This is a genomic window from Methylocaldum marinum (assembly GCF_003584645.1).
Classification (GTDB): domain Bacteria; phylum Pseudomonadota; class Gammaproteobacteria; order Methylococcales; family Methylococcaceae; genus Methylocaldum; species Methylocaldum marinum.
Map to the genome: position 1 here is coordinate 3,652,918 of NZ_AP017928.1, position 26,918 is coordinate 3,679,835.

Annotated in this window: 29 protein-coding genes and 1 other RNA gene; 23 read left to right on the plus strand and 7 right to left on the minus strand. The window is 57.8% G+C overall.

Annotation, left to right across the window (positions count from 1 at the left end; genetic code table 11):
* Positions 1 to 10: 10 nt before the first annotated feature.
* From sS8_RS16095 to sS8_RS16165, 15 genes are all read left to right on the plus strand, one after another.
* Positions 11 to 1,057, plus strand: a complete 1,047-nt coding sequence (locus tag sS8_RS16095; protein ID WP_119630495.1) for a rod shape-determining protein — start codon at positions 11 to 13, stop codon at positions 1,055 to 1,057.
* Positions 1,058 to 1,110: 53 nt separating this feature from the next.
* The gene (mreC, locus tag sS8_RS16100) at positions 1,111 to 1,986 is read left to right on the plus strand and encodes a rod shape-determining protein MreC (RefSeq protein ID WP_331852291.1); all 876 of its coding nucleotides are present in this window, start codon (positions 1,111 to 1,113) and stop codon (positions 1,984 to 1,986) included.
* Positions 1,973 to 2,467 carry a rod shape-determining protein MreD gene (gene mreD / locus sS8_RS16105; protein WP_119630497.1) on the plus strand — a complete coding sequence of 165 codons (495 nt, stop codon included), beginning with the start codon at positions 1,973 to 1,975 and terminating at the stop codon, positions 2,465 to 2,467. The genes mreC and mreD overlap by 14 nt, the downstream gene beginning before the upstream one ends.
* Before the next feature lie 28 nt (positions 2,468 to 2,495).
* On the plus strand, positions 2,496 to 4,340 hold the full coding sequence (gene mrdA / locus sS8_RS16110) for a penicillin-binding protein 2 (protein ID WP_119630498.1): 1,845 nt from the start codon (positions 2,496 to 2,498) through the stop codon (positions 4,338 to 4,340).
* Positions 4,337 to 5,473 carry a rod shape-determining protein RodA gene (rodA, locus tag sS8_RS16115; RefSeq protein WP_145986560.1) on the plus strand — a complete coding sequence of 379 codons (1,137 nt, stop codon included), beginning with the start codon at positions 4,337 to 4,339 and terminating at the stop codon, positions 5,471 to 5,473. The genes mrdA and rodA overlap by 4 nt, the downstream gene beginning before the upstream one ends.
* A gap of 2 nt (positions 5,474 to 5,475) precedes the next feature.
* A complete protein-coding gene (gene mltB, locus sS8_RS16120) occupies positions 5,476 to 6,474 on the plus strand; it encodes a lytic murein transglycosylase B (RefSeq protein WP_119632843.1) in 999 nt (332 codons plus the stop codon).
* A gap of 94 nt (positions 6,475 to 6,568) precedes the next feature.
* Entirely contained in the window at positions 6,569 to 7,714 is a 1,146-nt protein-coding gene (locus tag sS8_RS16125) for a D-alanyl-D-alanine carboxypeptidase family protein (protein WP_119632844.1), read from the plus strand.
* A 22-nt stretch (positions 7,715 to 7,736) separates the two neighbouring features.
* The gene (locus sS8_RS16130; protein WP_119630499.1) at positions 7,737 to 8,585 is read left to right on the plus strand and encodes a D-amino acid aminotransferase; all 849 of its coding nucleotides are present in this window, start codon (positions 7,737 to 7,739) and stop codon (positions 8,583 to 8,585) included.
* A complete protein-coding gene (locus sS8_RS16135) occupies positions 8,582 to 8,854 on the plus strand; it encodes a YbeD family protein (RefSeq protein ID WP_119630500.1) in 273 nt (90 codons plus the stop codon). The genes sS8_RS16130 and sS8_RS16135 overlap by 4 nt, the downstream gene beginning before the upstream one ends.
* Positions 8,855 to 8,989: 135 nt before the next feature.
* Positions 8,990 to 10,432 carry a magnesium transporter gene (gene mgtE, locus sS8_RS16140; protein WP_119630501.1) on the plus strand — a complete coding sequence of 481 codons (1,443 nt, stop codon included), beginning with the start codon at positions 8,990 to 8,992 and terminating at the stop codon, positions 10,430 to 10,432.
* A gap of 9 nt (positions 10,433 to 10,441) precedes the next feature.
* Positions 10,442 to 11,089, plus strand: coding sequence for a lipoyl(octanoyl) transferase LipB (gene lipB / locus sS8_RS16145; protein ID WP_119630502.1), 648 nt, complete (start codon positions 10,442 to 10,444; stop codon positions 11,087 to 11,089).
* The gene (gene lipA / locus sS8_RS16150) at positions 11,082 to 12,059 is read left to right on the plus strand and encodes a lipoyl synthase (RefSeq protein ID WP_119630503.1); all 978 of its coding nucleotides are present in this window, start codon (positions 11,082 to 11,084) and stop codon (positions 12,057 to 12,059) included. Before lipB ends, lipA begins: the two co-directional genes overlap by 8 nt.
* 344 nt (positions 12,060 to 12,403) lie before the next feature.
* Entirely contained in the window at positions 12,404 to 13,618 is a 1,215-nt protein-coding gene (locus tag sS8_RS16155) for a type III PLP-dependent enzyme domain-containing protein (protein ID WP_119630504.1), read from the plus strand.
* 46 nt (positions 13,619 to 13,664) lie between these two features.
* Positions 13,665 to 14,234: a C40 family peptidase gene (locus sS8_RS16160; protein ID WP_119630505.1), complete on the plus strand. Its 570-nt coding sequence runs from the start codon at positions 13,665 to 13,667 to the stop codon at positions 14,232 to 14,234.
* On the plus strand, positions 14,231 to 15,226 hold the full coding sequence (locus sS8_RS16165) for a zinc-dependent alcohol dehydrogenase family protein (RefSeq protein ID WP_119630506.1): 996 nt from the start codon (positions 14,231 to 14,233) through the stop codon (positions 15,224 to 15,226). The genes sS8_RS16160 and sS8_RS16165 overlap by 4 nt, the downstream gene beginning before the upstream one ends.
* A 63-nt stretch (positions 15,227 to 15,289) precedes the next feature.
* Here sS8_RS16165 and rpiA read toward each other — a convergent pair whose 3' ends face one another.
* Positions 15,290 to 15,946, minus strand: a complete 657-nt coding sequence (gene rpiA / locus sS8_RS16170; RefSeq protein ID WP_119630507.1) for a ribose-5-phosphate isomerase RpiA — start codon at positions 15,944 to 15,946, stop codon at positions 15,290 to 15,292.
* A gap of 120 nt (positions 15,947 to 16,066) precedes the next feature.
* Between rpiA and ilvA the strand changes: the two genes are divergently transcribed.
* The gene (gene ilvA, locus sS8_RS16175; protein ID WP_119630508.1) at positions 16,067 to 17,596 is read left to right on the plus strand and encodes a threonine ammonia-lyase, biosynthetic; all 1,530 of its coding nucleotides are present in this window, start codon (positions 16,067 to 16,069) and stop codon (positions 17,594 to 17,596) included.
* Positions 17,597 to 17,781: 185 nt separating this feature from the next.
* Here the strand turns inward: ilvA and sS8_RS16180 are convergent, their stop codons facing one another.
* Positions 17,782 to 18,240 carry an EVE domain-containing protein gene (locus tag sS8_RS16180; protein ID WP_119630509.1) on the minus strand — a complete coding sequence of 153 codons (459 nt, stop codon included), beginning with the start codon at positions 18,238 to 18,240 and terminating at the stop codon, positions 17,782 to 17,784.
* A 70-nt stretch (positions 18,241 to 18,310) separates the two neighbouring features.
* On the opposite strand from sS8_RS16180, the gene sS8_RS27695 reads away from it, so the two are divergent.
* Positions 18,311 to 18,505 carry a hypothetical protein gene (locus tag sS8_RS27695; protein WP_145986561.1) on the plus strand — a complete coding sequence of 65 codons (195 nt, stop codon included), beginning with the start codon at positions 18,311 to 18,313 and terminating at the stop codon, positions 18,503 to 18,505.
* A gap of 262 nt (positions 18,506 to 18,767) precedes the next feature.
* On the opposite strand, the gene ssrS is transcribed toward sS8_RS27695, so the two are convergent.
* The 3 genes from ssrS to sS8_RS16195 all read right to left on the minus strand — a co-directional run bounded on the left by ssrS (position 18,768) and on the right by sS8_RS16195 (position 19,537).
* A non-coding RNA gene (ssrS, locus tag sS8_RS16185) (6S RNA) lies at positions 18,768 to 18,953 on the minus strand.
* Positions 18,954 to 19,013: 60 nt separating this feature from the next.
* Positions 19,014 to 19,316: a cell division protein ZapA gene (locus sS8_RS16190; RefSeq protein WP_232020337.1), complete on the minus strand. Its 303-nt coding sequence runs from the start codon at positions 19,314 to 19,316 to the stop codon at positions 19,014 to 19,016.
* The gene (locus tag sS8_RS16195) at positions 19,313 to 19,537 is read right to left on the minus strand and encodes a TIGR02449 family protein (RefSeq protein ID WP_331852261.1); all 225 of its coding nucleotides are present in this window, start codon (positions 19,535 to 19,537) and stop codon (positions 19,313 to 19,315) included. The genes sS8_RS16190 and sS8_RS16195 overlap by 4 nt, the downstream gene beginning before the upstream one ends.
* Before the next feature lie 104 nt (positions 19,538 to 19,641).
* On the opposite strand from sS8_RS16195, the gene sS8_RS16200 reads away from it, so the two are divergent.
* The 3 genes from sS8_RS16200 to ubiH are packed head-to-tail and all read left to right on the plus strand — an operon-like array spanning position 19,642 to position 22,695.
* Positions 19,642 to 20,178, plus strand: a complete 537-nt coding sequence (locus tag sS8_RS16200; protein ID WP_119630510.1) for a UPF0149 family protein — start codon at positions 19,642 to 19,644, stop codon at positions 20,176 to 20,178.
* A gap of 13 nt (positions 20,179 to 20,191) precedes the next feature.
* Positions 20,192 to 21,508, plus strand: a complete 1,317-nt coding sequence (gene pepP / locus sS8_RS16205; RefSeq protein WP_119630511.1) for a Xaa-Pro aminopeptidase — start codon at positions 20,192 to 20,194, stop codon at positions 21,506 to 21,508.
* Positions 21,505 to 22,695, plus strand: coding sequence for a 2-octaprenyl-6-methoxyphenyl hydroxylase (gene ubiH / locus sS8_RS16210; protein WP_119630512.1), 1,191 nt, complete (start codon positions 21,505 to 21,507; stop codon positions 22,693 to 22,695). Before pepP ends, ubiH begins: the two co-directional genes overlap by 4 nt.
* Before the next feature lie 14 nt (positions 22,696 to 22,709).
* Here ubiH and sS8_RS16215 read toward each other — a convergent pair whose 3' ends face one another.
* Complete coding sequence (locus sS8_RS16215; protein ID WP_119630513.1) at positions 22,710 to 23,036, minus strand: hypothetical protein; 327 nt, start codon at positions 23,034 to 23,036, stop codon at positions 22,710 to 22,712.
* Between the two features lie 209 nt (positions 23,037 to 23,245).
* Here sS8_RS16215 and sS8_RS16220 point away from each other — a divergent pair, with 209 nt between their 5' ends.
* On the plus strand, positions 23,246 to 23,692 hold the full coding sequence (locus tag sS8_RS16220) for a hypothetical protein (protein WP_119630514.1): 447 nt from the start codon (positions 23,246 to 23,248) through the stop codon (positions 23,690 to 23,692).
* A gap of 47 nt (positions 23,693 to 23,739) precedes the next feature.
* On the opposite strand, the gene rsmI is transcribed toward sS8_RS16220, so the two are convergent.
* Entirely contained in the window at positions 23,740 to 24,612 is an 873-nt protein-coding gene (rsmI, locus tag sS8_RS16225) for a 16S rRNA (cytidine(1402)-2'-O)-methyltransferase (protein ID WP_232020338.1), read from the minus strand.
* Positions 24,613 to 24,649: 37 nt separating this feature from the next.
* On the opposite strand from rsmI, the gene sS8_RS16230 reads away from it, so the two are divergent.
* Together sS8_RS16230 and sS8_RS16235 are read left to right on the plus strand one after the other, a co-directional pair.
* Positions 24,650 to 26,542 carry a penicillin-binding protein activator gene (locus tag sS8_RS16230; protein WP_119630516.1) on the plus strand — a complete coding sequence of 631 codons (1,893 nt, stop codon included), beginning with the start codon at positions 24,650 to 24,652 and terminating at the stop codon, positions 26,540 to 26,542.
* Positions 26,539 to 26,913: a YraN family protein gene (locus tag sS8_RS16235; RefSeq protein ID WP_119630517.1), complete on the plus strand. Its 375-nt coding sequence runs from the start codon at positions 26,539 to 26,541 to the stop codon at positions 26,911 to 26,913. Before sS8_RS16230 ends, sS8_RS16235 begins: the two co-directional genes overlap by 4 nt.
* The last annotated feature ends 5 nt before the right edge of the window (positions 26,914 to 26,918 follow it).

The window sequence follows — 26,918 nt, forward strand, 5'->3', positions numbered from 1 at the left end:
CTCTATGCCTATGTTCTTCAGACACCTCCGAGGATTCTTCTCGAACGACTTGTCCATTGACCTCGGCACCGCAAACACCTTGATCTACATCCGTGGCCAGGGCATTGTGGTCAACGAGCCATCGGTGGTGGCGATCCGCGAAGACCGCACCCGCGGCCAGAAATCCATCGCGGCTGTCGGATCGGCCGCGAAATCCATGCTGGGGCGAACCCCCGGCAACATCACCGCCATCAGGCCTCTCAAAGACGGGGTGATCGCCGACTTTACCGTCACGGAAAAGATGCTCCAGTACTTCATCCACAAGGTACACAAGAACAAGCTTTTTCGACCGAGCCCCAGGGTTTTGATCTGCGTGCCGTGCGGTTCCACTCAGGTAGAACGTCGAGCCATCAAGGAATCCGCGGCAGGCGCCGGGGCGCGCGAAGTCTATCTCATCGAAGAGCCCATGGCGGCGGCCATTGGTGCCGGATTGCCGGTGCACGAGGCGCGCGGATCGATGGTGCTGGATATCGGCGGCGGAACGTCCGAAGTGGCCGTAATCTCGCTTAACGGCATCGTTTACTCGGCTTCCGTGCGTATCGGCGGCGACCGTATGGACGAAGCCATCATGAATTACGTGCGCCGCAACTACGGGACTCTGATCGGAGAGTCCACCGCCGAACGCATCAAGTACGAAATCGGCACCGCCTACCCGGGCAGCGAAATCAAGGAAATCGAAGTCAAGGGGCGCAATTTGGCGGAAGGCGTGCCGCGCAGCTTCGTCCTGAACAGCAACGAGATCCTCGAAGCACTGCAGGAGCCTTTGCAGGGAATTATAGGTGCGGTCAAGGTCGCACTGGAACAAACACCGCCCGAATTGGGGGCCGATGTCGCGGATCGCGGCATCGTTTTGACCGGCGGGGGCGCGTTGCTCAAAGACATGGACCGCCTGATCGCCGAAGAAACCGGACTTCCCGTTTTCATCGCCGAAGACCCTATGACCTGCGTCGCTCGCGGAGGCGGGCGAGTATTGGAACTGCTGGACGAAATTGGCGCGGCCGCATTCTCGCTGGAATGAAGTCGGCAATCCGCCGACGCGCGTCGTTTTAAGAGGATTGGGATATCAAACGGCTGTTCTCGCGAGGCTATTCACTCAACGTCCGCCTGCTGTTGTGCCTGGCGGCCGCATTTGTCTTGCTCGCCACGGAACAGCACGGACTCGTCCAGGCTGCGCGAACACCTTTTGCGTCCGCGACTTACCCGTTACAGCAAATCGTTAGCACCCCCGTACGTCTGGGACAGCAAGTCATAGAATCCGTTTCCTCGTACACCAATCTGGTGACGGAAAACCAGAAGTTAAGAGAGGAACAGCTTCTCCTCAAAACAAAGCTGCTGAAATTCGCCGCCCTCGAACAAGAAAACATCCGGTTGCGCGGACTTTTGGACACCTCTTTCAAGGTGGGCGAACAGGTATCGATCGCCGAACTGCTGTCGGTCAACCTGGTTCCTTACGAGCATGTGGTCGTAGTCAACAAGGGATCCCGCTTGGGCGTCCATGCCGGCCAGCCCGTGTTCGATGCAAATGGCGTCGTGGGCCAGGTATTGCGAGTCGGACCTTACAGCGCTGAAGTCATGTTGATTACCGATCCGAATCACGCCATCCCGGTACAGGTAAACCGGAACGGTCTCCGTACGCTGGCTCTGGGTACCGGCCGGACCGACCGCCTTGCGCTGCCTTATCTTTCCAGCAACGCCGATATTCAGGTCGGCGATCTCCTGGTCACTTCAGGGCTAGGCGGCGTTTTTCCTTACGGCTACCCGGTCGCCACCGTAACGGATGTAGCGCCGCAGAAAACGGCGTTCGCAAAAGTGTCGGCCGCACCGGTGGCTCAACTCGACCGAAACCGAGAATTGCTGTTGGTATGGAGCGACTCTCGTTCCATCCCGCGCATTGCTCCCGAACAAGAACAGCATCCGAACACTTTGCCTGCCAATGGCGACCGCTAAATTGTCCTCCGCCGGACTGCTGGTAGTACCGTTGAGCCTGGTATTCGCCATGGCTCTACGCATTCTGCCCTTGCCTCATGAGCTATTCGTCTTCAACCCGGACTGGACCCTTTTGTTCCTGATTTACTGGATCATCGCAATACCCGACCGGGTCGGGGTCGGCACGGCCTGGCTCACGGGACTCTTCGTCGACACTTTAACCGGCCGCATGTTGGGCCAGCACGCACTGGCTTATTCCATTATTGCCTATGCCAGCCTCCGATTGTATCGTCGCCTCCGCCTTTATCCGCTCCCTCAACAATCTCTCTGGATACTTCTATTCCTGCTGATCAGCCAATTTTTGGTCCTCTGGAGCCAAAATATAAAAAACATGCATGTCTTGAACTGGGTGTATTGGCTGCCATCATTTACCGGCGCATTCGCATGGCCGGCGGTATTGGTCACGCTCCGGCGGATCAGGCGCCATTTCGGCATCTTCTGAGTTTTCGGGCATGCGGTAACTGATCGCCATGAGCCGCCCCTTCGACCTTAAAGACAAGTTTTACGAGAACCGCCTGTTTCTGAACCGCATCGTAGCCAGTGTATTGTTCATACTGGTGGCGACCGCAGGTCTGGTAATCCGCCTGATCTATCTGCAGGTCATGGGACACGAGCACTACACGACCTTATCGCGGGACAATCAGGTCAAGATTTCCCCTCTAGCGCCGTCCCGCGGTTTGATCTTCGACAGGAACGGCGAAGTACTGGCGGACAACACGGTCACCTATAGCTTGGAAGTCATTCCAGAGCAGGTTCCGGACCTGAACACCACCTTAGCCGAACTGAAAGATCTGCTCAATCTGAGCGATGACGATATCAGCCGGTTCAAGACCCAGAAAAGCCAACGAAAAAGCTTCGAAAGCGTACCCCTACGGCTGCAGCTGACGGAAGAAGAAGTCGCCCGCTTCGCCGTCAAAATGCCTTATTTTCCCGGCGTCGAGATTCGAACCCGATTCATGCGCAGCTATCCTTACGGGCACTTGACGTCGCACGTTGTAGGCTATGTGGCACGCATCAACGAAGCCGAACTCCGCTCGCTGGACCCTGCCCAATATCGCGGAACCTACCACATCGGCAAGAGCGGCATCGAAAAGGCCTATGAATCCGTCCTGCACGGCAAGACCGGCTACGAGGAATATGAAACCAATGTTCAGGGGCGTGCCATTCAGGTGCTGAATACCATTGACCCCGTGGCCGGAGCCGACCTTTACCTTTCCCTGGATATCCGATTGCAAAAAACGGCTTTCGACGCCCTGGGAGAATTCAACGGGAGCGTTGCCGCGATTGATCCCTCTACCGGCAAGGTCTTGGTATTGGTCAGCAAACCGGGCTTCGATCCTAATCCGTTTATCCACGGCATCCGCAAGCAAGATTACGACATTCTTCAGAACTCTCCGGACCGGCCGTTGTACGACCGCACGCTGCGGGGCGTATATCCTCCAGGCTCGACAGTGAAACCGTTCATGGGTCTAGCCGGTTTGAAAATCTTGAACCTGAGTCCGGGAAGGCGGGTTCTTTGCCCCGGCTATTACCGCCTGCCCAACGCCGACCACAAATACCGGGATTGGCGTAAACAGGGCCACGGTTCTGTGGATCTCAAATCGGCCATCACCCAGTCCTGCGACGTCTTTTTCTACGATCTCGCCCACCATATCGGGATCGACGATCTACACGATTTCATGCAAATCTTCGGATTTGGAGAAAAGACCGGTATCGATCTGGCCGGCGAAAAATCCGGTCTGTTTCCGTCACGGGAATGGAAGAGAAAAAAGCGCAAACAAGTGTGGTATCCCGGCGAAACCGTCATCGCGGGCATCGGACAAGGCTATGTCCAGGTTACCCCTATCCAGCTGGCCAGAGCCACGGCGATACTCGCCGCCCGAGGACGAAATGTCGAGCCGAGGGTGGTGGACACCATTAAGGCGTCGTACGAAATCCAGCCCCCTTATCCGAAATCCGGCGAGGAATTTGTCGCCGACCTCAAGCCGGAATTCTGGCGTACAGTCATCGACGCCATGGTCGATGTCGTTCATAGCCAACGGGGTACGGCCAAGGCGATAGCTCCGGGACTTGCATACAGCGTTGCCGGCAAAACCGGAACCGCCCAGGTATTCACGGTGCGGCAAGATCAGGAATACAAAAAGTTAAAGATCAGCAAATCCCTGCGTGACCATGCCTGGTTCATAGCTTTTGCGCCCGCGGAAGCCCCGCGCATCGCCATTACCGTACTGGCCGAGAACGGTGGGCACGGCGGATCGGTCGCTGCCCCGATTGCTCGCGCCATAATGGATCAATACCTGCTCGAAAACCCATGAATATAGATCCTGTTCTCGCTCAACTCCGGATCATGCCGCCTCAGCGCGCGTCGCTGCTGCAAAAGTTCCATATCGACTTGCCCCTGATGGCAGGCCTCGGAGGCTTGTGCACTCTCGCCTTCATCATCCTTTACAGTTCCGGCGGCCAGGATGTGAACGTGCTCCTGCGTCAGGCGGCGCGCCTTGCGCTGGCCATGGTCATCATGATAGCCATAGCGCAAGTTCACCCGCGTCGGCTCAAGTATTACAGTCCGGCACTCTATCTGCTCGGGGTACTGCTTCTGACGGCCGTCCTGATAGCCGGAAAGATAAGCATGGGAGCCCAGCGCTGGCTGGACCTCGGAATCATCCGTTTCCAACCCTCGGAGCTGACCAAGCTTTCCACTCCCATGATGATTGCCTGGTTCTTGTCGGCCAGTACACCGCCACTGCGCCTGAAGCAATTGGCTCTTGCAGGAGTCTTGATGCTGATTCCCACGGCGCTGATTGCCAAGCAACCGGACCTCGGCACCGCCGTTTTGGTTGCCAGCGGGGGTTCCGCCGTAGTGTTCCTGGCCGGAATCCCGTGGCGCTATATTCTGGTCCTGGCAGTTTTGGGCGGGAGCCTGCTACCCGTGGGCTGGCACTTCATGCACGGCTATCAGCGGGACCGGGTGCTGACATTCCTGAACCCGGAAGCGGACCCTTTGGGACGCGGCTACCACATAATCCAATCCAAGATCGCCATCGGTTCCGGAGGCATTTACGGAAAAGGATGGCTGCACGGTACACAGGCGCACCTGGAATTTCTTCCGGAGCGCTCCACCGATTTCATTTTCGCGGTATTTGCCGAGGAGTTCGGATTGGTCGGCTGTATGAGCCTATTGGGACTTTACCTTTTCGTCCTCGGCCGCTGCTTTTATATCGTGGTCCAGGCACAGGATAAATACAGTCGGCTCCTCGCCGGGGCGCTGACGGTGACCTTTTTCGTCTACGTCTTCGTCAATGTCGGCATGGTCATCGGCATTCTTCCCGTGGTCGGGGTGCCTCTACCCTTGATCAGTTACGGCGGCACATCGATGGTGACCCTGCTGACAGGGTTCGGTATGCTTATGTCCGTTCAGACTCATCGTAAACTGCTGCCGAACGGATGATCATGAGAGTCTTAAATCTCGCCCTGCTTATCGCTTCTCTCTGCTGCTCTTCCTTACCGGGAAAGGCCGCGGAAAACCTTACCCAACGACCGGATGTCCGATCTTTCATCCGCGACATGAGTCGCAAGCATCACTTCAGCACACCGGAACTCGAACGGATTTTCCAGGAGGCCACGATCCAGGAAAAGATTCTCGAAGCGATGGCCAAGCCATACGAAGCCAAGCCCTGGCACGTCTACCGAAAGCTCTTTCTCACCGAGGCACGAATCCAGAACGGGGTCGATTTCTGGAATCGAAACGCCGGCACCCTCAAAACCGTGGCCAAACAATACGGCGTTCCCGCCGAGATGATCATCGCCATCATCGGCATCGAAACCAACTACGGCCAGTCGCCCGGCAAGTACCGGGTGATCGACGCATTATCCACCCTGGCCTTCGCCTATCCCAAGCGGGCGAAATTTTTTCGGCGCGAACTGGAAGAGTTCCTGGTGTTGTGCAGGGAAGAAGGCATGAAGCCCGGCGACCCGATGGGATCCTACGCCGGTGCGATGGGTATGCCGCAGTTCATGCCGAGCAGCTTCCGTCAGTATGCCGCGGACGGTGACGGCGACCGGCGACGCGACATCTGGAACAACCCGGCTGACGCGATCGCCAGCGTCGCCCGTTATTTCGCGATTCATGGCTGGCAGTCCGACAAGCCGATAGCCTTTCCGGTTACAGTAAACGGCAGTGCGCACGAACGGCTGGCAAACGGTAGCTTGAAACCCGGCCGGAGCCTGCAGGAATGGCTTTCGCTCGGCGTGAATGCCGGCGTCTCCTTGCCCAAGAGCGTCAAAGCCGCATTGGTGCGCCTCGATGAAGAAAGGGGCCCTGCCTATTGGCTGGGGCTTCAGAATTTTTATGTCATCACCCGCTACAACCATAGTCCGCTGTATGCCATGGCCGCCTACGAACTGAGCCGTGCACTGGTTTTGCGCCGTAGCGCCGGCAGTTCGTCCTGAGCCTGCGTCTAAACTATCCCGGCGAGTCCGGGGACGCCACGTACCCGTGCTACAATACGGCGCCGAATTTCAACCTGACCGAAAGCAGAAAGCCGTGAAAATCAATTTACCCAGCTTGCTTTTTCTTTTCGCCTTGGCCGGACTCAGCCGCCTCAGCCTCGCCGATCAGGTTTTGATACCGGCTCCTCCCGAAATCGGAGCCAAAGCCTATATCCTGGAGGATTTCAACAGCGGACGCGTGCTTGCCGAGGGCAATGCCGATGAACGCCTCGAGCCTGCCAGCCTGACCAAGATCATGACCGCCTACATCGTATTCCGGGAATTGACTGAGGGGCATCTGAAATTGGATGACATGGTCAGGGTGAGTGAAAAAGCCTGGCGCACCGAGGGATCCCGTATGTTCGCCCAGGTGGGTGCGCAGATCCCGGTCGAAGCCTTGCTCAAGGGCATGATCATTCAGTCCGGAAACGATGCCAGCGTGGCCTTGGCCGAACACATCGCCGGCGACGAGGCCGTATTCGCCCAGATGATGAACCAGCAGGCCGAACGGCTCGGAATGAAAAACACCCATTTCAAGAACAGCATGGGTTTGCCGGACCCTGAACATTACTCGACTGCGCGCGATTTGGTCACGCTCACGCGCGCCATGATCGAAGAATTTCCCGAGTACTACAAATGGCATGCCATCAAGGAATACGAGTTCAACGGCATCAAGCAGCACAACCGGAACCGCTTGTTGTGGCGCGACCCGACCGTTGACGGCGTAAAAACCGGTCATACCTCGGGAGCGGGATTCTGTTTGGTGGCATCCGCGATGCGGGACGGCATGAGGTTGATCTCCGTAGTCCTAGGCGGCAAGAGCGACCGCGATCGCGCCAATGCCAACCAGGCCTTGCTCAATTACGGCTATCGCTTCTTCGAAACCCGCGCGCTTTACAAAGCCGGCGAAAAACTATCCGAAACCAGAGTATGGAAGGGTGAAGAAACCGAGTTGGCCCTGGGCCTCAGACACGACTTCCATGTCACTTTTCCGCGCGGTCAATACCAGAATCTCAAAGCGGGCATTGAAGTCGACAGCATGGTTATCGCCCCGATAAAACAAGGCGACAGGCTGGGTATGGTGAAAGTGACGTTCAATGACCAGACCGTCGGTCAACAGGATTTGGTAGCGTTGAAAACCGTCGATCAGGGCGGATTTTTCCGTCGGACCTTCGACCAAGCCCAATTGTTCTTCAAATAAACCATCCGAGGAAACGGCTTAAATGGCGCGAAATGACTGCCTCGTCTACTTGAACGGGGACTTTCTACCACTGGGCGAAGCCAAGGTATCCGTCTTGGATCGCGGTTTTCTGTTCGGTGACGGCGTATACGAGGTGATACCCGTCTATGGCGGACGCCCGTTTCGGCTGGACGAACATTTGCGCCGTCTGGACAACAGCCTGCGCGGCATCCGGATGACAAACCCGCTGCCGGACGCTCGATGGGCCGACATCTTCGGCCGCCTTATCGCCGGAGTCCATGATCAATATCTCTATCTGCAGGTCACCCGCGGGTTCGCACCGAAGCGGGACCACGCCATTCCGGCAGAGGTCAATCCAACCGTATTCGTCATGTGCTCGCCTATCGCGCCCATTCCCGTCAGCGGAGTTCGTGCCGTCACTTTGGACGACATTCGCTGGCAGTGGTGCCACATCAAGGCCATCACGCTGCTCGCCAACGTCCTGCTGCGGCAGGAAGCCGTAGACCGCGGTGCGGCGGAAGCCATTCTGGTACGTGACGGTTGGGTCACCGAAGGCGCGGCAAGCAATGTTTTCGCAGTCATAGACGGCGTGTTGACGACCCCGCCCAAGAGCAGCGATCTGTTGCCGGGAATCACCCGTGATCTGGTCTTGGAACTGGCGCTGGAAAACGGGGTACCTGCCGTCGAGCAGCGTATCCGTGTGGATGACCTGAAAAGCGCCGCGGAAATTTGGTTGACCAGTTCGACCCGAGAGATTCTCCCCGTCATCGAACTCGACGGAGTTCGGGTCGGCACCGCTGAACCCGGTCCGCTCTGGTCGCGCATGCAGGCCATTTACCAAGCTTATAAAGAGAGGCTACGTTCGGCATGAATACCGAAGCACCCGCGAGCTTGCTCCAGTTTCCCTGCGACTTTCCGATAAAGGCATTCGGCCACAGCCGGCCGGACTTCCACGGGCTGGTCGTCGACATCGTACGGCGCCATACTCCGAACCTGGCCGAAGGGGCGGTGACCTCCCGCCCCAGCCATGGAGGAAAGTTCATGGCGGTCACCGTGACGATCCGGGCCGAAAGCAAGGCGCAGCTGGACGCCATTTACCGGGACCTCACCGGTTGCAGCGAAATACTGATGGCGCTGTGAGAACCCGCTCCGAATGACGACTTGCCCGTACCGACAACCGCAAGGAGCCTGCTTGATGAGATAACCGATACGGTCGACTTTGCCCACCCCGCCTCCTCTGTCCGAACCCGCTGAGCAGCACCGACCGAGCGTTTCATGGCCGATCCGAACCCCCCCCCTCCCGAGGAAACACTCAAGCATCATCTGGAAGAGGTCATCACGCTCCTGAACAAGCAGAAGCTCGAAGAGACCGTTCTTCAACAGCGTGCGATGCCGCGCCAAGAGTTGGTCGAAACCCTGCTGCACAAACGCCATCAGGCGGCACTGAAACAAAAGCTCGACCAACTCCATGCGGCGGACATCGCATATATCCTGGAAGCGCTGCCCCTGGAGCAGCGCCTCCAGGTCTGGAACCTGGTCAAGTCCGAACTGGACGGACAGATCCTGCTCGACGTCTCCGACGCCGTGCGCGAAACGCTCATTTCCGATATGGATACGGAAGAGCTTTTGTCCGCCACCGGATTGCTCGATACCGACGAAATTGCCGATCTTGCGCCCGACCTGCCGGAAGAAGTCCTGCAGGAACTTCTCGAGAAACTGAATGATCAGAATCGAAAGCGCCTGCAGTCGGTACTGTCATATGAAGAAGACACCGTGGCCGCCCTGATGGATTTCGGCATGGTCACGATCCGGGAAGATATCAGCCTGGGCGTGGTATTGCGTTATCTCAGACGTCGCGGCGACCTGCCGGAACATACCGACAAACTGTTCGTGGTCGATGAGCACAACGTATTGAAAGGCGCCCTGCCTCTAAAGCGCCTGCTCACCAATCCGCCTGAAAAACCGGTCTCGGAAATCATGAGCAAGGAGGTGGTCTCCTTCCATCTCGACGACGATGCCGAAGAAGCCGCGCGGGCATTCGAGCGCTACGATCTTCTATCGGCGCCGGTGGTGGATCGCGAAAGCAAGCTCCAGGGTCGCATCGGCGTAGACGCCATCGTCGATTACATTCGCCGCAAGTCCGACGAAGAGATGTTGTCGCAGGCGGGTCTACTGGAAGAAGAGGACATATTCTCGGGCGTTTGGAAAAGCGCGCAAAACCGGTGGTTCTGGCTGGCCATCAATCTGGTTACGGCGTTTCTCAGCACCCGGGTTATCGGTCTCTTCGAGGACACCATCGTCAAGGTGGTCGCGCTGGCCTCGCTGATGCCCATCGTCGCCGGAATCGGCGGCAATACCGGCAATCAGACCAGCATGATGATCGTACGCTCCATTGCCCTCGGGGTTATCAATCCGTCGAATATAAAGCGGCTATTTTTCAAAGAACTGGCCATCGGTTTTCTCAACGGTACCGTCTGGGGGTCGGTGCTGGGACTGATCGCCTATTTGCTGTATCAGGACGTCGAACTCGGGCTGGTCATGATGGGTGCGACCTTGCTCAATCTGCTGGTTGCGGCGATGATGGGCATCACCGTGCCGCTGGTGCGCGACCGATTGGGACTCGATCCCGCCATCGGCACCAGCGTGCTGCTGACCGCCATGACCGACGGCATGGGGTTTTTCATCTTTCTCGGCCTCGCCACACTGATTCTTCTCTGACACCCGGCCATGAACGACAGCGCTGAAGCCTTGCGTCTTTACAATCTGGGGCTGACCGATTACCAGGCCACCTGGCGTGCCATGCAGCAGTTCACCGAACAGCGGGACGAGGATACGCCGGATGAACTCTGGCTGCTGGAACATCATCCGGTCTATACCTTGGGGTTGAACGGCGATATCCGGCACATGATCCGAACCACCGACATTCCGGTGGTCAAAACAGACCGCGGTGGACAGATCACCTACCACGGCCCGGGCCAGCTGGTCGCGTATGTACTGGTCGATCTCCGCCGGAAAAATCTGGGCGTGAAGCGCCTGGTCGGCGCCCTGGAAAATGCGGTGATCGGCTTGCTCGGGCAATACGGCCTCAGGGCCCGGACGCGACAGGGCGCTCCGGGCGTCTACGTGGACGGACGCAAGATCGCCTCGCTCGGGCTGCGAGTGCGCAAAGGCTGCAGCTATCATGGTCTGAGCCTCAACGTAAGCGCGGACTTGTCGCCGTTTTCGGCGATCAATCCATGTGGCCATGCAGGACTGGAAGTCACCAGCCTGACCGCACTGGACGTGGCGGTTCATCCCCACGAGGTGGCCGCACCCCTGACCGTGGAAATCATGCAAACCTTGAACTATGAACGAGTGATCCCTTCCCGTGACTGACAAAAACTCCTACCAGGCCCCTTCCAGGCTGAGCCCGGACACACACCAGCGCAAGGCCGACAAGCTGAAGCGCATCCCGGTCAAGGTCGTTCCGGCGGAATCGCCTTTGCGCAAGCCTGCCTGGATACGCGTCAAGGCAGCGCACGGCGAAAGCGTGAACCGGATCAAGCAAGTCTTGCGCGAACAGAATCTCCATACCGTATGCGAAGAAGCCGCGTGCCCGAATCTGTCCGAATGCTTCGGCCACGGCACGGCGACATTCATGGTGCTGGGCGATATCTGCACCCGCCGCTGTCCTTTCTGCGACGTGGCTCACGGCCGCCCTTCAAAACCGGACCCGAACGAGCCCGAACACCTCGCCGAAGTCGTTCAGCAGCTGAAACTTCGCTATGTCGTCATCACATCGGTCGATCGCGACGACCTGCGCGACGGTGGTGCCGGCCATTTCGCCGCCTGCATCCGGGCGGTCCGCCGTCGAAACCGGAACATCAAGATCGAAATTCTGGTCCCCGACTTTCGCGGCCGCATCGACGCGGCGCTGGAACAACTCGCCGAGACGCCTCCCGATGTCTTCAACCACAATCTCGAAACCGTGCCGCGCCTGTACCGGCAAGCGCGACCCGGCGCGGATTACCGCGTGTCCCTCGATCTCCTGGCCCGCTTCAAGCAACTGCATCCCGAAATCCCCACCAAATCGGGACTGATGCTGGGCTTGGGCGAAACGCTGGACGAAGTGAAAGAAGTGATGGCGGACTTGCGCCAACACGGCTGCGACATGTTGACCATAGGCCAATATCTGCAGCCGAGCCGCGACCATTTACCGGTAGTCCGCTACGCGACGCCCGAGGAATTCGAAGACCTTGCCGAAGCCGGCCGAAGTCTCGGCTTCTCCGCGGTCGCCAGCGCTCCGATGGTGCGCTCGTCGTATCATGCCGATCTTCAGGCATCTGCCGTGCTTGACGATAAGTAAATTGCTGTGCGTAAGGAAAGTCCTATTCGAATCGCCCTCACCCCAACCCAATCACTCCGCACATTCCCTGTGCGGAGCCGCAAGCGGCGCTTACGCGTGCACCCGTTCGCCGGGAGCGAACGGGAACGTGCGAAGCACGGCCCGAAAGGGCGAGCCTCAGGGATGAGGCGAGTAAATCGGCCTCGCCACGCGACGCTGTCCCGCTTCGCTCGCAAGTCCGGTGGCCTGCCCGCTCGTCGCGTTGCGCCTCGCCCTGCCGATTTGTCCCAGAGGGAGAGGGGGTTCTTGTGCCTTTACTTTCTTGATCGTTGGTAAGTCAGGGCACTCTCGTTTTCACGGCACCCTTGGATACCGAGCGCCTTAAAGAACGCCTGGCGGAGACCCCGGCTTTCGTTTACGACGAAACCCGGATCATTCATGCCCTCGATCGACTGGCCGAAGTCCGCAAAGTCTCCGGCCTAAGAATCCTGTACTCGGTCAAGGCCTTTCCGTTCGTCGAAGCGTTACGCCTGATTCTGTCCCGAGCCGACGGTTTTTCGGTCAGTTCGCTGTTCGAAGCCCGGTTGGCCTCCGAAATCGTCGAAGCGGCCGCCCGGCGATTCTCCCGGAAAGCTTCGTTGCACATTACCACGCCGGGTCTCAGAGTGAACGAAATCGAGGAGATCGCCGCACATTGCGACTTCGTCAGCTTCAATTCCCTGGAACAATTCGAACGGCTCGGACCGCGCGTAGCCGGACGGACGAGTATCGGGCTGCGGGTCAATCCGCAGCTTTCGTTCCTGGGCGATGGCCGTTACGATCCGTGCCGATTGCATTCGAAACTGGGCATCCCCGTCGACGATCTCGCCCGCGCTTTGGACCGGGCTCCGCTACTGGACAAACGCATCGCCGGCCTCCATTTCCATACCTCGTTCGAATCCCGCTCCTTCGCCCCGCTGAAGGCAACCCTCGATCGGATCGAAACCGCACTCGGCGGGTTTATGGACGGACTCGAATGGATCAATCTGGGCGGCGGCTATCTCTTCGAAAATAGTCAGGATCTGGACGATTTATCGGAACTGGTCGCGGGATTGAAAATGCGGCGCGGCACGGACGTTTACTTCGAACCGGGCAAAGCCATCGTCGGAAGCGCCGGCTGCCTCGTCGCGAGCGTCATCGATCTATTCGGGCGGGACGGCAAAACCGTCGCCGTTCTGGATACAGGCGTAAACCATCTGCCCGAGGTGTTCGAATACCAGAAAGTTCCGCCGCTTGCGGAACACCGGCCGGACGGAGCATTCGAATACCTGCTGGTCGGCTCCACCTGCCTGGCCGGCGATGTCTTCGGGGACTATCGATTTCGGGAGCCCCTCAACATCGGCGACCGCCTGGTATTTCCGAATGTCGGCGCCTACAGCCTGATCAAGGCGACCCGCTTCAACGGTTACGATTTACCTCTAATCTTTGCCTCCGATCAACACGGCGAAATTCAGGCAATGAAGCGTTTCGGCTACGATGACTACCGAAAGCAGTGGTCGGCCTCCGAACCCGAGCTTGCCGCAAACCGCAACCGCGATTAAATTTACGACAGCATCGACGGTTCGAATCAATCCCCGGAGCCAATACATGGAGTCGGCCATCTATCACACAGTCAGCAAACGCCTCACTTCGCAGCTTCTCCTCCTGGCGACTGTTTCAGCCTTGCTCGCCGGATGCGCCGGGACACGGGAAGTCAAGCGGACGGTCCATTCTCCCGATTCAAGTGCGGTCGTCGGATACGCTCTCAGTCTGCAGGGAGCACGCTATCGCTACGGTGCGGGGTCTCCGCGAGAGGGGTTCGATTGCAGCGGCTTCGTCAAGCACGTCTATGAAAAATACGGCGTCCGCCTGCCGCGTACCGCTCATCAAATAGCCGCCGCAACCCCGCGTGTCGACAGCCGGAACCGACGCCCCGGCGACTTGGTCTTTTTCAATACGACCGGACAACCATTTTCTCATGTCGGGATCTATATCGGTAATGATACATTCGTGCATTCCAGCAGCGCAAAAGGGAAAGTGATCGTCTCCAGCCTTGAACGCCCCTACTGGCTGGAACGCTTTTTGGGCATGCGCCGGCCGAACCTTCCCGGTCGTGCCTCCGTCGCCGCCAGTACCGAGAAACACGAACTCAATCATCCCAGGGTAGGAAAGCCATGAAAGCGATCTTGATGACGCAACCGGGACTACCGGATTTACTCGAACTGCGGGAAATCGAAGAACCGACCATCACCGAGCCCAGCCAGATCAAAGTCCGGCTCAGGGCGGCCGGTGTCAATCCCGTCGACACCAAAATACGGCGGAATGGTCTTTTCTACCCGAATCCGCTACCGGCGGTGCTCGGCTGCGACGGTGCCGGAGAAGTGGTCGAAATCGGCGGAGCCGTGAGCCGATTCAACATCGGCGACTCGGTATGGTTTTGCCATGGCGGCCTAGGCGGCGACCAGGGCAATTACGCCGAATACACCGTACTCGACGAGCGCTGGGCCGCTCCCATACCGCAATCGCTCGATTTCGAACACGCCGCCGCGGCCCCTTTGGTCTTGATTACCGCTTGGGGCGCCCTTTACGACCGCGGACGGCTGCAAGCCGGCCAAACCGTTCTGATTCACGCCGCCGCGGGCGGTGTCGGCCATGTGGCGGTTCAACTGGCAAAACTTCGCGATGCGCGCGTGCTCGCCACTATCGGTTCGGCGGAAAAAGCCGAGCTCGCCAGAAATTGGGGCGCGGATACGGCGATCGATTACCGACAGGAAGACTTCGCACAGCGCGTAAACGAGCTGACCGACGGCCAGGGCGCGGATCTGGTGATCGACACGGTCGGACCCGATGTGTTCAGACATAGCATCGACTGCACCGCCCATTTCGGCGATCTGGTCACGCTACTGGACCCGGGCAACATCTCTTTGCAAGAAGCGCGGATGCGCAATCTCCGGATAGGCTTCGAGCTGATGCTGGCCCCAATGCTGCGCAACCTGCACGAAGCCCGCGATCACCACGTGGAAATCCTGCAGCAATGCGGCGAATGGATCGACCAAGGCGTGTTGAACATTCATGTCAGCCAGGTATTGCCGCTGGAAAAAGCCGCCGCCGCGCACGCCCTGATCGAAACCGGGCATACCACCGGGAAAATTGTTTTGAAGATATCATAGGGCGGGTTAGCCCTGAGCGTAGCAGTAGCGAAGGCGAAGGGCGTAACCCGCCGAACAGAAACGCTAGTCCAGCTTTCTAACGCCGCTCTCGTTGCCGAGAAGAACGATGTCCGCGCCGCGCAGGGCAAAAAGGCCGACGGTTACGACACCGGGAATGTTGTTGATCTCCCGCTCCATCTCCACCGGATTCAGGATGTTCAGATTGTGCACGTCGAGAATCTGGTTGCCGTTATCGGTGATATAGTTCTCGCGCCACTTTGGCTGCCCGCCCAACTGCACGAGCTGTCGGGCCACGTAGCTCCGGGCCATGGGGATGACTTCCACGGGCAGCGGAAACTTGCCCAGGACATCCACATATTTGCTCTCGTCCACGATACAGACGAATTTGCGGCTGGCCGCCGCAATGATTTTTTCGCGGGTCAGGGCTCCGCCGCCGCCCTTGAGCATCTGCTTGTAAGCATTGACCTCATCGGCTCCATCGACGTAAACCTCCAACGAGCCCACTGCATTTAAATCCAGAACCGGTATGCCGATTTTCTTGAGCTTGGCGGTGCTCGTCTCGGAACTCGATACGGCACCTTCGATATCCTGTTTGAAATCGGCCAACAAATCGATGAAGTGATTGACCGTCGATCCTGTGCCGATGCCTAGCACCGACACGCCCTTTATATAGTCCAGGGCGGATTCCGCCACTTTCTTCTTAAGCTCGTCTTGCGTCATTTCCGTGGCTCCATCATGTGGTTACTCGAAAATTGCGGGATAATAGCGCGTTCCGGCCGACGCTGTCATGTTCCGCAGCGATAGCGGCCTTTTTCGCCACTCGCCTCTTTTAGATGAAAAATGATTCATAAGTATATCGAGCGCATTTTGCGCGCCCGGGTTTACGACGTTGCCTCGGAAACCCCCCTAGACCGCGCTCCCGGACTTACGCGCCGCTTCGACAACCGGGTCTATATCAAGCGCGAAGACCTTCAGCCGGTCTTTTCCTTCAAGCTTCGAGGCGCTTACAACAAGATCGTTTCACTCGACGATGCGGCAAAACGGGCCGGCGTGATCGCGGCCTCGGCCGGCAACCATGCCCAGGGCCTCGCACTCTCTGCGCAGCAGCTGGGGATCCGGGCCGTCATCGTGATGCCCTGCACCACGCCGGCCATCAAAGTGCGGGCAGTTCAGAATTTCGGGGCGGAAACCGTATTGTTCGGCGATTCCTACGACGAGGCTTACGAGCATGCTTTGAGCCTCGCCGAAGAGCAAAAGCTGACTTTCGTCCACCCTTACGACGATCCCGAAGTCATAGCCGGCCAAGGCACCATCGGCATGGAGATCCTCAGGCAGCACACCGGCGATATACATGCCATCTTCATTCCGGTGGGCGGTGGGGGACTGATCGCAGGCGTCGCGGCTTACGTGAAGTTCGTACGCCCGGACATCAAGATCATCGGTGTCGAGCCGGACGATGCGGATTGCCTGAATCGGGCGCTAAAGGCGAAGCGCCGGGTCATTCTGAAACAGGTCGGACTGTTCGCGGATGGCGTTGCGGTCCGGCAAATCGGCAAGGAACCGTTCCATATCGCACATCAATACGTGGATGACGTTGTCACCGTCGACACCGATGAAATCTGTGCCGCAATCAAGGACATCTTCGACGATACCCGCTCGGTCGCGGAACCCGCGGGCGCCCTAGGGGTGGCGGGCCTGAAGAAGTACGTGGCATCGACCGGCGTGCGGGATCAGTGCCTGATCGCCATCGAAAGCGGGGCCAACATCAATTTCGACCGTTTACGCCACGTGGCGGAGCGTGCCCAAGTCGGCGAACACCGGGAAATGCTCCTGGCGGTGACGATCCCGGAAAAGCCGGGCAGCTTTCTCGATTTCTGCCGCGTTCTGGGTCGCCGCAGCATTACCGAATTCAACTATCGCTATTTCGACGACCATGCCGCGCATATCTTCGCCGGCATCGCGATTGCCGACGGCAGCCGGGACAGCGAGGAAATCATCGCCCAGCTGCGCGAACACGGCTTCGCGGTCACCAACATGACCGGTAATGAATTAGCGGTGGAGCATATCCGCTACATGGTGGGAGGCCATGCGCCGCGCCTGCTGGACGAAACCGTGTACAGCTTCGAGTTCCCCGAGCGCCCCGGCGCGCTTTTGAAATTTCTGTCCTTTATGGGCGGGCGCTGGAACATCAGCCTGTTCCATTACCGCAACCACGGGGCTGCATTCGGGCGGGTGCTGATGGGAATTCAGGTACCCAAGGCGGAAAAGCGCGCCTTCAGGGAATTTCTCGACACCATCGGCTTCGCCTACCGGGAGGAGACGGACAATCCCGCGTATCGGCTGTTCGCGGGCGGCAATGCGAGCTCATGAACTCCCCCGAGCCCTGCCGACGGGCTGTAGAAGGACGAGACGCCATACCCTCCGCGACGAGTAGGGTAACCTGCGGAGGTTGGCGGATGTCCGGCCGAAACGAATACTCCCCTGCCCTATCTAGCCGACCTTACGGCATGCGCGCTGCGGCATCGATTTTCACGCATTGACCTCCCCAGGCGCGGTTATTCGAGCGACAAAATAAACCTCCACTGCTCTTCGGAAACCGGCATAACGGACAGCCTATTGCCGCGCCGGATGAGGGCCAAACCTTCGAGCTCCGGCCGGTCCTTCAGTTCGCTCAAGGCAATCGTCCGCTTGAGCTTGCGGACAAACTGTACATCGACCATGAACCAGCGGGGGTCGTCCGGTTTGCTACCGGGATCGTAATGCTTGTTGTCGATGTCGAAGGCGGTGAAATCGGGATAGGCTTCACGCGAAACTTTGGCGATGCCGACGATACCGGGCACATCGCAATTGGAATGGTAAAAAAAGATCTGATCGCCCATTTTCATTTCGTCGCGCATCATGTTTCGCGCCTGATAATTACGCACACCGTCCCAAGGCTCGGTCTGGTCAGGCCGCTTCTCCAGGTCTTCGATGCTGAACTCCGAAGGTTCGGATTTCATCAACCAGTAACGCATCTATCTTCCCCCCTAAAAATGCTTTCTCAAGAACGCCATTAACTACAGCATGTTAGCTGAAGTGGCCGTCTTGAAACATCCTGCAATGCGGCGAGAATCCATGCCCCATGCTTATTCGAGGAAAAAATTGCGGATTCTCGAAACCTACGCTTTAACGGATGGGCAGTGGACCGTAACCGGCTTGTATCAGGATCAGGAAGACGTTTCCGCCGCACCCTTCGAGGCCGTCACGATCGTCCTCAACGACCTTTGGACCAACTCTTGATTGCTACCGTGTTGCACGGCACCGCCGTCCCCGTCATATTTTTCTCTAAGCTGCGATCGCGGGCAGATTCATCAAATAAAAGGAAATGTTGCGCGACAAGGAGACTTTTCTCCCGAGCCCGTGCTAACGGCATCTGTTGCCGAAGAGCTCGGCTCTGGCGCCGAATTTCAGCCGGAAGATTCTTTCAGATCATGTACCGAAGCTGGCGAACGGATGTTCGCAGGTCCACGGGAGGGATTTTTTAGGAAACGAAAGATAAGAAGTATTCCCCGCCTGCGCCGTAAACCGCTTTCGCCCTTGAACCGGAAGGTCCAGGTGGGAGCGTATGAACGGCGAATTAGGCTTTCCGCTCGGAGCGGACTTGCGCACATCGCTCGCTCGATGGCTCCCGGGGTTTTAGATTAGGCTCAAGAAGTAACCCAGCTGCTTTCGAACGCCGCAGGGAATACGTAAGTCAAATTTTACTAGGTCGACGAATGGATGCAATACGTATCAGCACCGAAACAGGTCAGTCCGAATCCAAAGCCTCATCCAGCCGCTCGTGCAACGACGAGAAACGATCCCGCAAATCCTGGGAAAGCAATTTGTTCTGCTGTTGGGCCTGTAACAGCTCATGCGCGATATTCAGGGCCGCCATCACGGCGATGCGTTCGGTGCCGATAACTCGGCCGGTTCCGCGTATCTGACGCATTTTCTCGTCTAAATAACGCGCCGCAAGGAGAAGATCGTGCTGTTGGTCTTCCGGGCAGGAAATAGGGTATTCCTTGCCAAGAATCTGAACTTTTATCGGCGGATTCATTTCGCTCATCATTCGTGTCCCATGGATTTCAGGCGGGAAATCATCGCTTCGACGCGGCTTTTCGCCATCTCGGTTTTATCGGACAGTTGCACCCGCTCTTGCATCCATTCCTCAATTGTGGACTTCAGCACCCGATTCTCGCCTCGCAGCCGTTCGCACGTGGCAACCAGTATGTCGATTCTATTTTCCAAACGTGCTAACTCGGCATCCAAATCAAACATATCGGCTATCATGATTTTGGAGCCTTGAGAATAGGAGTTAAACTTCAGTGCTGGCTTTTGATCCGGTTGCCGGGGATGTTAGCATAAAGAATTAAGACAGGGTCGACAAGGCGCGAATGTACCAAGATCTAGCCTATCAGAAAGTTCAGGATATTATGCTGAACAGCGACTCCGTAGCCAGCGCAGCGGAAGCGCATGGCGTTCTGTCGGGACTATTGTGCTTGAACGGCCAGACCGATTGCGACCAGTGGCTGGAGGCGGTTTTCGGCGAAGCCCGAATTCATCTTGACTCCACCGACCATGCCTTGCTTTTTGCGCTGTGCGAGACGACTCGACATCAGCTGGACGATTTCGACTTTTCGTTCGAGTTGCTCCTGCCGGAAGATGTCCGTCCCTTGAGCGAACGCGCCAATGCCTTGGGAGAATGGTGCCAGGGCTTTTTGTACGGCCTTGGTTATCGGTCGGATGGTGCCGACTGGCCGGGCGATAGCACGGAGGTCCTGCATGACATTCTGGAAATCTCACGCCTCACTCCTGATTCCGGCGGAGAGTCGGACGAAGTGGCTTACGCGGAAATCACAGAATATGTCCGTGTCGGCGTACAACTGATACGTAGCGAACTACACCAACAACCGTCCTCACGGCTTCATTAACATTTCAAACCTCATGTCTCAGCCGAGCGAATTTAAACTACGCCGCAAACAGTTAACTCGCCGCATCAAAAAGAAAAGCGTGGCGTTGATAGCCAGCGCGGCCGCGAGCGTGCGCAACCGGGACGTGGAATTTCCGTATCGCCAGGATAGCGATTTTCATTATCTGACCGGGTTTGACGAACCCGAAGCGGTGGCAGTTTTCGCGCCCGGCAGAAAACAAGGGGAATATATTCTCTTCTGCCGCGAATTCGACCCCGAAAAGGCGATCTGGACCGGAAAGCACGCTGGACTCGAAGGCGCTCGCAACGTCTTCGGAGCGGACGAAGCATTCCCCATCGACGAACTGGACAGGGTACTGCCCAGCCTCCTGGAAAATCGCGAACGGGTTTTTTTCCCGGTCGGGCACAACCCTAAACTCGACCAAAAGGTGTTCGCCGCGGTGAACGACGTGCGGGCGAGAGTGCGCACCGGGGTGCGAGCGCCGTTCGCGTTCGTGTCTCTCGAGCATCTGCTGCACGAACAGCGACTGATCAAGACCCCTCACGAAATCCAGTTGATGAGGCAAGCCGCCGAGGTTTCCGTGCGGGCACATAAACGTGCGATGCGGGCGTGTAAGCCGGGCGTGCACGAATATGAAATCGAAGCCGAATTGCTTTACGAATTCACCCGGCACGGCATGCGAGCACCAGCCTATCCTTCTATCGTTGCGGGAGGACAGAATGCTTGCGTGCTTCATTACACCGAAAACAAGGACGTTTTGAGGGAAGGCGACCTGTTGCTGATCGACGCCGGGGCGGAGCACGAAAATTATGCCGCCGACATTACTCGCACTTTTCCGATCAGCGGTACGTTCAGCGAAAGCCAGCGCCTGCTTTACGAATTGGTCCTGGAAGCTCAACTCGACGCCATCGATCAGGTGCGTCCCGGCAAGCGCTGGAATGAGCCGCACGACACTGCCGTTCACACCCTGACCAGAGGTCTGGTCAAGCTGGGTCTATTGGAGGGACGGGTTTCCAAGCTGATCAAGGAAGAAGCCTACAAGAAATTCTACATGCACAGGACCGGTCACTGGCTGGGCATGGATGTACACGATGCCGGAGACTACCGTAGCAACGACGAGTGGCGCACGCTGGAACCCGGCATGGTCCTGACGGTGGAACCCGGTCTCTATGTCGCGCCGGATTGCCTCGATGTGGATCCCAAGTGGCGCGGCATCGGCATCCGGATCGAAGACGACGTTCTGGTCACCAAGGACGGCCATGAAATCCTCACGACCGGCCTGCCCAAAACGGTCGAGGAAATCGAAGTATTCATGGCGAATCCCGAATGAGCCGCGATTTCGATCTGCTGATCGTGGGCGGCGGACTCGTCGGGGGCAGTCTCGCCCTCGCCTTGAGGGATACGCCGCTCCGTGTGGGAATCGTCGAAGCATTGACGGAGACCCAACGACTGGCCTTGGCGGCCGGCGACCGGGCCCTGGCACTGGCCCGCGGCACGGTTCAAATTCTCGACCGGCTCGGAATATGGCAAGACGTGGCGGGCAAAGCCATGCCCATCCGCCACATCCATGTGTCCGACCGCGGACGTTTCGGAAAAACCCGCCTGCACGCCGGTGAAAAAGGGATCGATGCATTGGGTCAAGTCATCGTAGCCCGAACACTGGAAGATCGCATTGCCCAGGAACTGCAAGGACTCGACGCGGAACTCGTATGCCCGGCCCGGGTCATCGGTCTCAAAGCCGGCCCGGAAGCCGTATGCGTCACTGTCAAGAAAGGCGACGAATGCCTTAATCTGACGGCGTCCCTGGTAGTCGCCGCCGACGGAGGCAACTCCACGGTAAGAAAGCTTTTGGAGATAGAGCAGAAGGTCCGGGATTACCAGCAAACCGCGATCGTAACCGAGGTCGCCACTGAGGCCGACGTGAACTTCACGGCCTACGAGCGCTTCACCAGCGCGGGCCCATTGGCTCTGCTGCCCCTGGAGCGCAGGAAATGCTCCGTCGTCTGGACTATGGAAAATCAGGACGCGGACGAACTCTTGAGCGAATCAGACTCGAACTTTACCGCGAATCTGCAGACGGCATTCGGCTATTGGCTGGGGAAAATTCAACTAGCCTCGAAACGACAGGGCTTCCCGCTCAAGCTGATCCGGGCCGAGAAAATGGCGGACGACCGCGTCCTCTTGATCGGCAACGCAATGCACCAGATTCATCCGGTTGCCGGGCAAGGCTTCAACCTCGGACTTCGCGACGCGGCATTCCTGGCGGAGCAGTTGTCCACCAGGCTGGCATTCAACGAAGACATAGGCGAAAACGCGTTTCTTGCTCGATATGTCCGGGCCAGGCAGAGAGATCTCGCAAACACGATCCATTTTACCGACAGCCTGATTCGCGCTTTCTGCACCGATTTTCCGCCGCTCGCCCTGGCGCGCAACGCTGCCCTGGTCGCCCTGGATTGCTTCCCGCCGGCGAAGCGCTTGCTGGCCCGTCACGCGATGGGATACGGATTTAGGCTTTAAACGATCGAATCCGGCTATTCGAATTGCGGAAATGCGCTATCCAATCGCCAATGCTTCTGCTCGACGTCGAAATGCCATTTCTGCTCGTCGGTCAGACTTTTTTCCACGAGACGATCGTTATTGATGTAGCGGATCTCGACGGTTTGCAGCACGGTATTGCCTTCATCCTGCACCTTTCGGAATAGCGATTCATAGCCTGTAACCTTGACGTTCCTAAGCGCGTTGAAATCAGGCATCGGGTTCTCCTTGCCGGCCTGAAAATCCCAGGCCTTCTGGAAAGCCCCCCAACGAATCGCCGAACCATAGCGGTTCAGCGCTTCCTCCATTTTCATCACCTTCATGTCATTGGCGCACGCTGCAAGCGTCAAACTCAAGACAACCCATATTGTTCCGAAAACCCGATTTCGAGCCATAGAAGCACCCCAATAGCGAACGATTGACAACGCGTACGGCAGGATTTTGACTTCGGCCTGACGCTGCAAGCGCTTTTTACATTAATGTTGCAGCGAGATTATATAATGCTCGCCACGAATAACTTCGGAGATAAACAGTGAAAATACTAGCCGGTCTTTTCTTGGCACTCCTTGCCGTCATCTACTTTCTGCCCGCCTTTATGTCACGCGCCGACGCCATCCACGGCAACTCGCGGGAAGCGGTTTATAAATCGGCAGTCAAAGTCAAGCGCCACCTCAATACGGACGACCGTGTTTTGTTCGATACGGCATTAGGAATTTTAGACAAAATAAAATCGGAGGAAGGCCCGGATGCATTCGTCGATACCGTGGACGGCAAATCACCCGACGAAGTCATTGAAACCGCGAAATCGGAGGTCAATATTCAGATCGCCGCCGGCCACCCGGATTTCAAGCAGTATAGTTCGTGGGACGACATGATACACAAGCTGACCAGCGGCAACGGAAGAAGGCCGTCCGCACGCCCCAATGCGTCGTCCGACCATCCGCTGCGCAATTCCGAACGGCCGGACCGCCCCCAATAACCCGGGCACAAAATAGCGACGTACTCTTACGATTTCGGCAGACATGGCTAGTCATCGCTTCTAACCCGCTCTTGATTCAGCCGGAGCGCAGTTCGATAAACCGTTTCGCGACGCGCTCCGGTAATTTTCACGGTCAAGGCCACCGCCGTCTTTACGGAACAATCCTCGAGCAGAATCCGCAAGATACGCTCCTCCTCCGCAGCGAGTCCTTCTGCTCTCCCGAATTCGGGCGCGCCTTCCAACACCAGAACGAACTCCCCTTTCAGCATATTCGGATCGCTTTCGAGGAAAGAAATCGCCTCGCCGACTTTTGTATCCACTATCGTTTCGAACAGCTTCGTCAGCTCTCGCGCTATGACTAATCGCCGCTCCGACGGGAAAATCGCCGCAATGTCCGCTACACTTTCGAGGACACGGTGACTCGATTCGTAAAAAATGAGCGTTCTCGCATCGTTCGACAGGTTCTCCAGGCTCGCCTTTCGTGCCGCCGGTCTTCTTGGCAGAAATCCCTCGAAAGCGAAGCGGTCGGTCGGCAGACCGGATGCGGACAGAGCGGCTACGAGAGCACATGCACCCGGAACCGGAACGACCCGGATTCCCGCGGACCGGGCCGAACGCACCAGGGGGAACCCCGGATCGCTGATCAGCGGTGTTCCGGCGTCCGAGATCAGCGCGATGGATTCGCCTCTTAGCAAGCGATCGACCAGCCGGGGCGAGGCCGAGTCCTCGTTGTGTTCATGAAATGGTACTGCAGACGTGGAAATTCCGTAGTGATCCAGAAGCGGCCGGCTATGCCGGGTATCTTCACAAGCGATGAGATCGACCTGCTGCAATACATCGACGGCGCGGAACGTAAAGTCTCTCAGATTGCCGATCGGTGTCGCCACTAGGTATAGTATGCCGGGTTCTGTTTGCGTCACTTTAAACATCCTCGCGTTCTCGAACTGAATCCCGCCTATGGCTTTAATAATCCGCCTCGGTCTCGTCCTTCTCGTTTTGACGGCAGCCGGCTGCGTCCGCGACACGGCCAGGCGCGGCAGTATGGATCCGCGCGCGATGCAGGCCGAAAGCCTGGTCCAGAGTGGGGACTATGCCGGCGCGATGAGATTATTTCAGCAGCTCGCGGCGGCTTCGCGCGATCCCGACTATTACCGCTTGCGAGCAGCCGATTCGGCGCTTCGTGCGGGCGACGGCAGAACCGCGAAGCAGCTGGCCGATGCCGTCGATCCCGGCGAACTGGAGACCGCAGACCGGCACGATTACACGCTCCTGCAAAGCAGGCTCGATCTCAACGTCGGCCGGGCGCGGGAGGCCCTGGCCAAACTCGATAGCCTGTCCATGGGAAGACTCGGCCCGCCCCAAAAGGCGCATTATCACACACTGCGCGCCTCGGCCTACAACCAGCTGGGCAACATGCTCGAAAGCGCCCAGGAACGGATCAAGCTCGGCTACCTTCTCACTCATCCCGACGCCGTAAAGAAAAATAATGAAGCCATTTATGACGAGCTTGCGCGGATTCCGGAAAAAGTCCTGGCTACCATGCAAGCTTCCGCGCCCGATGTATTGGGCGGCTGGATGAATCTGACCCAGATCATGAAGACCACGCCACCGGCCGGATTGTCGACGGAATTGGCCAAGTGGCAAGCTCGCTATTCCGGACATCCTGCCAGCGGGCAATTCCTGCGGAGCCTATTGAGCCAGCGTCAAGGCACGCTCCCCGGCCAGGCTCATACCGGTACCGCTCCGCCCGCCGCAACCGCCCCCGGCACAACCGCCTTCGTCGGAGTGATGCTGCCCTTGTCGGGTCCCTATGCGTCCGCTGCCCAGGCCCTGCGTACCGGATTGCTTGCCGCTTATTACGCAGACCCCAATCCGGCGAAACCGCCTTTACGGTTCGTCGACACCGGAACCGGAAACATCCATCAACTCTACCGGAAATTGGCCGATGAGGGCGCGAAAACGATCATCGGTCCCTTGCTCAAAGAAAACCTGGCCACCCTGTCCGGTGCGGGAGAGTTAGCGGTTCCCGTCTTGGCACTCAATCAAACGCCGGAGGTCAGCAACGATAGGATCTATCAGTTCGGCCTCACTCCGGAACACGAGGTCGAGCAAGCGGCGGGGAGCGCCTGGTTCGACGGCTACCAAAGCGCGCTGGTCTTGGCTCCCGCCACCTCGTTCGGGCAGCGCATGGTCAAACACTTCGAAGCCTATTGGAATCAGCTCGGCGGGACCGTTAGAACCATCAAGACCTACCCCTATCACGGCGAGGACTTCACCGCCTCGGTGAGGTCGCTTCTTTCCGCAGCGCCTCTCGCCACCCAAGCGCAAATCACCCTACCGCCGATTCAAGCCGGAAGACAGGGCGCGGATTTCATCTTTCTCATCAGCGACGCCCGCGACGCTCATCTCATAATGCCTCAGCTCACTTTTCACCAGGGCGAACCTATTGCGGTCTACGCAACTTCACACGTCTATAGCGGTCGAACCGACGCAGGTGCCGACAGAGATTTGAATGGCCTAATTTTCTGTGATATTCCATGGCTACTCGATCCGTCGGATAGCGGTCCGCTATCGCAGCAATCACTGAGCAGCCAGATTCAACAAACGCCGTCCGACTACCTGAGACTTATCGCTCTGGGAATCGATGCTTACCGATTGCTTCCGAAACTCGAAAGATTCGGCGCTGAACCCCGGTCGCGGTACTCCGGCGCAACCGGTACGCTCTCGCTAAATTCAGGCAACCGCATCCAACGGCAACTTCACTGCGCCCAATTCGAAGACGGCATTCCGCAGCCGCGCGGGATCGCGCCCCTGCTGCGGCCGCGCGAAAACACACCGGCGCTTCGGTGAAAACGCCAAGATCTACGCTTGGCCACACCAAAGGCCGTATCGCGGAAGACCAGGCGCTGTTCTTTTTACAGTCCAACGGCCTGCGGCTGATCGAGCGCAATTACCGCTGCCGATACGGCGAAATCGATCTGATCATGGAAGACGGCCGAGCCATAGTCTTTGTCGAAGTCCGCTATCGGGGAAGTATCCGGTTCGGCGGCGCTCTGGAAAGCGTGGACCGGCGCAAACAGGCCAAACTGCTGGCGAGCGCCGCCAATTTTCTCCGCGAGAAGCGCATGGATCGGCCGGCGCGATTCGATGTCGCGGCGCTCGCCCCAGAAGACGGCGGGCTTGCTGTAAAATGGGTCAAAGACGCTTTTCAAGCGGCTTAACCGAT

Coding starts and splice junctions, on each gene's coding strand:
- mltB (WP_119632843.1), top strand. CDS start 5,476: ATGAGAGTCTTAAATCTCGCCCTGCTTATCGCTTCTCTCTGCTGCTCT.
- rodA (WP_145986560.1), top strand. CDS start 4,337: ATGAATATAGATCCTGTTCTCGCTCAACTCCGGATCATGCCGCCTCAG.
- mgtE (WP_119630501.1), top strand. CDS start 8,990: ATGGCCGATCCGAACCCCCCCCCTCCCGAGGAAACACTCAAGCATCAT.
- ubiH (WP_119630512.1), top strand. CDS start 21,505: ATGAGCCGCGATTTCGATCTGCTGATCGTGGGCGGCGGACTCGTCGGG.
- sS8_RS16130 (WP_119630499.1), top strand. CDS start 7,737: ATGGCGCGAAATGACTGCCTCGTCTACTTGAACGGGGACTTTCTACCA.
- sS8_RS16190 (WP_232020337.1), bottom strand. CDS start 19,316: ATGATGAGCGAAATGAATCCGCCGATAAAAGTTCAGATTCTTGGCAAG.
- rpiA (WP_119630507.1), bottom strand. CDS start 15,946: ATGACGCAAGACGAGCTTAAGAAGAAAGTGGCGGAATCCGCCCTGGAC.
- mreD (WP_119630497.1), top strand. CDS start 1,973: ATGGCGACCGCTAAATTGTCCTCCGCCGGACTGCTGGTAGTACCGTTG.
- sS8_RS16180 (WP_119630509.1), bottom strand. CDS start 18,240: ATGCGTTACTGGTTGATGAAATCCGAACCTTCGGAGTTCAGCATCGAA.
- sS8_RS16135 (WP_119630500.1), top strand. CDS start 8,582: ATGAATACCGAAGCACCCGCGAGCTTGCTCCAGTTTCCCTGCGACTTT.
- sS8_RS16195 (WP_331852261.1), bottom strand. CDS start 19,537: ATGATAGCCGATATGTTTGATTTGGATGCCGAGTTAGCACGTTTGGAA.
- ilvA (WP_119630508.1), top strand. CDS start 16,067: ATGATTCATAAGTATATCGAGCGCATTTTGCGCGCCCGGGTTTACGAC.
- sS8_RS16215 (WP_119630513.1), bottom strand. CDS start 23,036: ATGAAGGTGATGAAAATGGAGGAAGCGCTGAACCGCTATGGTTCGGCG.
- sS8_RS16160 (WP_119630505.1), top strand. CDS start 13,665: ATGGAGTCGGCCATCTATCACACAGTCAGCAAACGCCTCACTTCGCAG.
- pepP (WP_119630511.1), top strand. CDS start 20,192: ATGTCTCAGCCGAGCGAATTTAAACTACGCCGCAAACAGTTAACTCGC.
- mrdA (WP_119630498.1), top strand. CDS start 2,496: ATGAGCCGCCCCTTCGACCTTAAAGACAAGTTTTACGAGAACCGCCTG.
- sS8_RS16200 (WP_119630510.1), top strand. CDS start 19,642: ATGTACCAAGATCTAGCCTATCAGAAAGTTCAGGATATTATGCTGAAC.
- sS8_RS16230 (WP_119630516.1), top strand. CDS start 24,650: ATGGCTTTAATAATCCGCCTCGGTCTCGTCCTTCTCGTTTTGACGGCA.
- sS8_RS16095 (WP_119630495.1), top strand. CDS start 11: ATGTTCTTCAGACACCTCCGAGGATTCTTCTCGAACGACTTGTCCATT.
- sS8_RS16165 (WP_119630506.1), top strand. CDS start 14,231: ATGAAAGCGATCTTGATGACGCAACCGGGACTACCGGATTTACTCGAA.
- lipB (WP_119630502.1), top strand. CDS start 10,442: ATGAACGACAGCGCTGAAGCCTTGCGTCTTTACAATCTGGGGCTGACC.